The sequence below is a fragment of the Pseudomonas sp. genome (assembly GCF_049301935.1).
Taxonomy (GTDB): Bacteria; Pseudomonadota; Gammaproteobacteria; order Pseudomonadales; family Pseudomonadaceae; genus Aquipseudomonas.
On record NZ_JBAQLP010000093.1, the window covers coordinates 1 to 4,244 of the forward strand.

A 4,244-nucleotide genomic window follows, 5' to 3' on the forward strand; every position below is an offset into this window, starting at 1 on the left:
CCGGCTGATCTGCCCGCGCTCCTCCTCGGACAAGGCCGGCCCCAGTTCGGGCTGCAAGCGGCAGCGAATGGCGATATAGAGAATAAACAGCCCCGCCATCAGCAAGCCGGGAAACACCCCGGCCAGCCACAGCTGGCCGACCGGCTGGCGGGCGATCATGCCGTACAGCACCAGCACCACACTGGGCGGAATCAGAATACCGAGGGAGCTACCGGCCTGAATCACCCCGGTGACCATGATCTTGTCGTAGCCACGGCGCAGCAGTTCCGGCAAGGCGATGCTGGCGCCGATGGCCATGCCGGCCACGCTCAAGCCATTCATCGCCGAGATCGCCACCATCAGGCCGATGGTGCCGATGGCCAGGCCGCCATTGAGCGGGCCCATCCAGACATGGAACATCCGGTAAAGGTCTTCGGCCAGCCCCGATTCGGAGAGCATATAGCCCATAAACACGAACAGCGGCAGGGTCAGCAGCGGGTACCACTTCATCAGTTTCATGGCCGCGCTAAAGGCCATTTCCGAACCACCATCGCCCCACAACAACAGGGCTGCCACCACCGCGACAAAGCCAATCGCGCCAAATACCCGCTTGCCGGTTAGCAGCAGCAACATCATCGAGGAGAACATCAGCAGGGCTATCAGCTCGTATTCCATTACAGCGTTTCCCCCCGTGCGGCGGCGATATCCTTGAACAGGGTGGCAACGGCCTGCAACAACATCAGGGCGATGCCGATGCACATGATGATCTTGATTGGGGCCATGGGTGGCGACCAGGCCGAGTAGCTGGTTTCCTTATACTCAAGGGCGTACTGGGTCGAGGAAATACCGCCGTAGAGCAGCAGTACCAGGTAGAAAATCAGAAAGCCGATGGTGATCGCATCGATGATCGCCCGGGCCCGTGGCGACCAGCGGCTGTAGAACAGGTCCATGCGCACATGGGCATCGAGCTGCATGGAATAGGCGCCGCCGAGCAGGAAGTAGGCGACCATCAGAAACTGCGCCGACTCCAGCGTCCAGGCAGCCGGAGTGAAGAAGGTCTTGCCAATCGAGGAGTAGAGCAATACCCCCAGGATGGCGAAAATCAGGTACATGGCGAAGCGCCCGACCACGCGGTTGAGCGCCTCCACTGCGTGCACAAACAGCCTGATGGCCTTGGGCATAGCGCACCTGCCGAATAATTGTTATTACGAGAGCCTAGACCAAGATTGGCCAATGCCAATCAGTGCAGGCTGAGTTAGCACAAAGCACGCCAGCTCTTTTATGCAGGCAATCTCTCTCGAAATATCAGCAGCTTAGTGCGGTGTAAAAAGCTGCGATAAACCCCGGCTAGCCCTCTAGAAAGCCCATCAGCACCGCCACGGTGCGTGCTGGATCCTCTTCCTGGGGCACATGGCCCAGCTCGTCGAACAGCACCAGACGGCTGCCCTCGATATCGCGGTTGAAGCGCTCGGCGTTGACCGGTGGAATCAACTCATCGCGGCCGCCCCAGATAATCAGCGTCGGCACCTTGAGCTCGGCGATACGGGTGTGGCCCCGCCCCGCGTCGACCTGAATAAAACGCTGACGCAGGGCTTCGCGATTACCGGCGCGCAGGGTCAGTTCGTAGTAGCGATCAATCAGTTCATCGCTGACCTTGTCCGGGTCGCCGTAGACGTTGCGAATGCTTGCCTCGATCATCTGCCGGGGCAACAGGTTGGCCATCAGCGGCGCCAGCACGGGGATCTGCGCCAGACGAAAACCGATGGGCATAGAGGTGGCGTTGCGCGGGTAACCGGCGGCATCCACCAGCACCAACCGTTCGACCCGCTGCGGATGATCCAGGGCAAACTGCCAAGCCAGCTGCCCACCAAAACTGTTGCCCGCCACCACCGCGCGCGGCACCTGCAGCTGATCCAGCACATGAGCAAGCAAGGCGCTGTAGTGGGCCATGCGGTAATCGCCATCGGGGAATGGCCCGGTCAGGCCAAAGCCTGGCAGATCGAGGCTGATCACCCGACGTTTAGCCTGCAACGCCGCCACCCAGCCCTCCCAGGTGTGCAGGCTGGCCGAGGTGCCGTGCAGCAGCACAATCGGTGCGGGGTCATCGCGCGGGCCCTGGTCACGCAGGTGCACCAGCATGCCGTCGATGGCCACAAACTGCGACGGCGGCAAAGCCCAGCGCGGTTTGAGATCCGCCACGGGACGGTCCGGCGCCCAGTTCCAGGCAACCGCCCCCGCCAGGGCCAGCAGCAGTAGCAACACCAGGGCCAAGACAATCTGCAGCAATCGCTTCATCGACGAATCCTTGCGAGTAAATGACGGGTAAATGGCGCGCACGGCCAATAGTAGTAGATGGTCCGGCACTTTCCCGCAGACGAAAAAAAGCCCCGATGTGCCGGGGCTTGAGGAGTGTTGCGCCGTTTTGCGGCGCACACGATAAAACGGGTTCTTAGACCAGGCTGGTCAACGCATCACGGCTAAACGGCAGAATGTCCTGCTCGCGGCCATCGCGTACTTTTACCGCCCAATCCGGGTCAACCAGCAGCGCGCGGCCTACGGCTACCAGGTCGAACTCCTGCTTGTTCAGACGTTCCAGCAGATTCTCCAGGCTGGCCGGCTGGGCCACCTTGTCGGTGTTGACCATAAACTGCAGGAACTCGCCATCCAGGCCGACGCTGCCGACGGTGATGGTCGGCTTGCCGGTGAGCTTGCGCGTCCAGCCGGCCAGGTTCAGCTCGGAGCCGTCGAATTCCGGTTCCCAGAAGCGCCGGGTCGAGCAGTGGAAGATATCCACGCCGGCGTCCGCCAACGGCTTGAGGAAGGCTGCCAGCGCTTCTGGAGTTTCCACCAGACGGGCGCTGTAATCCTGCTGCTTCCACTGCGAGAAGCGGAAGATGATAGGGAACTCCGGGCCGACTGCGGCGCGCACGGCCTGGATCAGTTCGATGGCAAAGCGCGAGCGCTGCGCCAGGTCACCACCGTACTCATCAGTGCGCTGATTGCTACCGGCCCAGAAGAACTGGTCGACCAGATAGCCGTGGGCACCGTGGATTTCCACGCCGTCCATGCCGATGGCCTGGGCATCCTTGGCGGCCTGGGCGAAGGCGGCGATCACCTCCTTGATGTCGTCCTGAGTCATGCCGTGCACAAGCACGTTGCCTTCCTTGATTTTCTCGCTCGGGCCGTAGCCTGGCACGCTGGCGTCCGGCTCGGTGCCCAGCTTGCGCACATTGCCCACATGCCACAGCTGCGGCACGATCTTGCCGCCTTCGGCGTGCACCGCCTCGACCACTTTCTTCCAGCCAGCCAGAGCATCTTCACCGTAGAAACGCGGCACGTTCGGGTAACCATTGGCAGCCTTGTGGCCAACGGTGGTGCCTTCGGTGACGATCAGGCCAACGCCGGCAGCGGCGCGGCGACGGTAGTACTCGATAACCTTGCTGTTGGGGACACCGCCTGGGGAGAAGGAACGGGTCATCGGCGCCATGACCACACGGGTCGGCAGCTCCAGGTTGCCCAGGCTAAAGGGTTGGAACAGCGCTTTAACGGGATCGGTCATCATCATTCCTCGGGGCGGCCAGAGCGCCGCAACTGGTTAAAGGGGGTTTGCGATCAGGCCTGCAACAACAGCTGCAGACGTTGGATAAAGTCCGTCAGGGCGCGGGTGTTGTTCGCCACCTTGAGCCGGGTCAACGCGCCCTGCCAGGCATTGGCAATAAAGCTCGCCAGGTTGCGGCAATCTTCATCGGCGGGGAGTTCACCTGCCGCCTGCGCCTGTTCCAGGCAGGTCTGCAGGGTGTCCGCCGAGGCCTGCAGGATCGCATCGACCTGCGCGCCCAGAGTCGGCGACAGCTCGGCCATCTCGAAACTCAGGCTGCCAATAAAGCAGTGGTATTCCAGGCGTTCCTGGCGAGCGAAGTGCTCCACCAGCTCGGCGTAATAACCGAGGATGCGTTCGCGCGGGCTCAGCGCCGGATTGCTCAGGGCTTCGGCATAACGCGCCAGACGCGGCTGATAGACCTGCTGCAGAGCCTGCAGGGCGAAGTCTTCCTTGCTGGCGAAGTAGTGGTAGAAGGAGCCTTTCGGCACCCCCGCCGCCTGCACGATTTCCTGCACGCCGGCACCGTGATAACCACGCCGGGTCATCACCTCGGCGCCTTTGGCGAGGATCAGGTCACGCTTGTCGAGTCGGATGCTGGAGTTCATGCCGGCAAGAATATGACCGGTCGTCTCGCCCCGCCCAGCACTATTGATTTGCGTGATTA

General features: G+C 61.9%; 5 protein-coding genes. All 5 read right to left on the bottom strand.

The window, feature by feature from the left end; genetic code table 11:
* The coding region (locus WA145_RS12510; protein WP_422581886.1) for a TRAP transporter large permease subunit at positions 1-654 on the bottom strand (654 nt) is incomplete at its 3' end.
* Positions 654-1,160 (bottom strand): TRAP transporter small permease subunit, encoded by a 507-nt coding sequence (locus tag WA145_RS12515; protein WP_422581887.1) that lies wholly within the window; start codon positions 1,158-1,160, stop codon positions 654-656. The genes WA145_RS12510 and WA145_RS12515, both read right to left, overlap by 1 nt.
* 166 nt (positions 1,161-1,326) lie before the next feature.
* Positions 1,327-2,274, bottom strand: a complete 948-nt coding sequence (locus tag WA145_RS12520) for an alpha/beta fold hydrolase (protein ID WP_422581888.1) — start codon at positions 2,272-2,274, stop codon at positions 1,327-1,329.
* A 154-nt stretch (positions 2,275-2,428) separates the two neighbouring features.
* Complete coding sequence (locus WA145_RS12525; protein ID WP_422581889.1) at positions 2,429-3,538, bottom strand: NADH:flavin oxidoreductase; 1,110 nt, start codon at positions 3,536-3,538, stop codon at positions 2,429-2,431.
* A 53-nt stretch (positions 3,539-3,591) separates the two neighbouring features.
* The gene (locus WA145_RS12530; RefSeq protein WP_422581890.1) at positions 3,592-4,185 is read right to left on the bottom strand and encodes a TetR/AcrR family transcriptional regulator; all 594 of its coding nucleotides are present in this window, start codon (positions 4,183-4,185) and stop codon (positions 3,592-3,594) included.
* Between the last annotated feature and the right edge of the window lie 59 nt (positions 4,186-4,244).

What these genes read in the sequence shown, in the direction of transcription:
- WA145_RS12515 (WP_422581887.1), bottom strand. Translation starts at nt 1,160, where the DNA reads ATGCCCAAGGCCATCAGGCTGTTTGTGCACGCAGTGGAGGCGCTCAAC.
- WA145_RS12520 (WP_422581888.1), bottom strand. Translation starts at nt 2,274, where the DNA reads ATGAAGCGATTGCTGCAGATTGTCTTGGCCCTGGTGTTGCTACTGCTG.
- WA145_RS12525 (WP_422581889.1), bottom strand. Translation starts at nt 3,538, where the DNA reads ATGACCGATCCCGTTAAAGCGCTGTTCCAACCCTTTAGCCTGGGCAAC.
- WA145_RS12530 (WP_422581890.1), bottom strand. Translation starts at nt 4,185, where the DNA reads ATGAACTCCAGCATCCGACTCGACAAGCGTGACCTGATCCTCGCCAAA.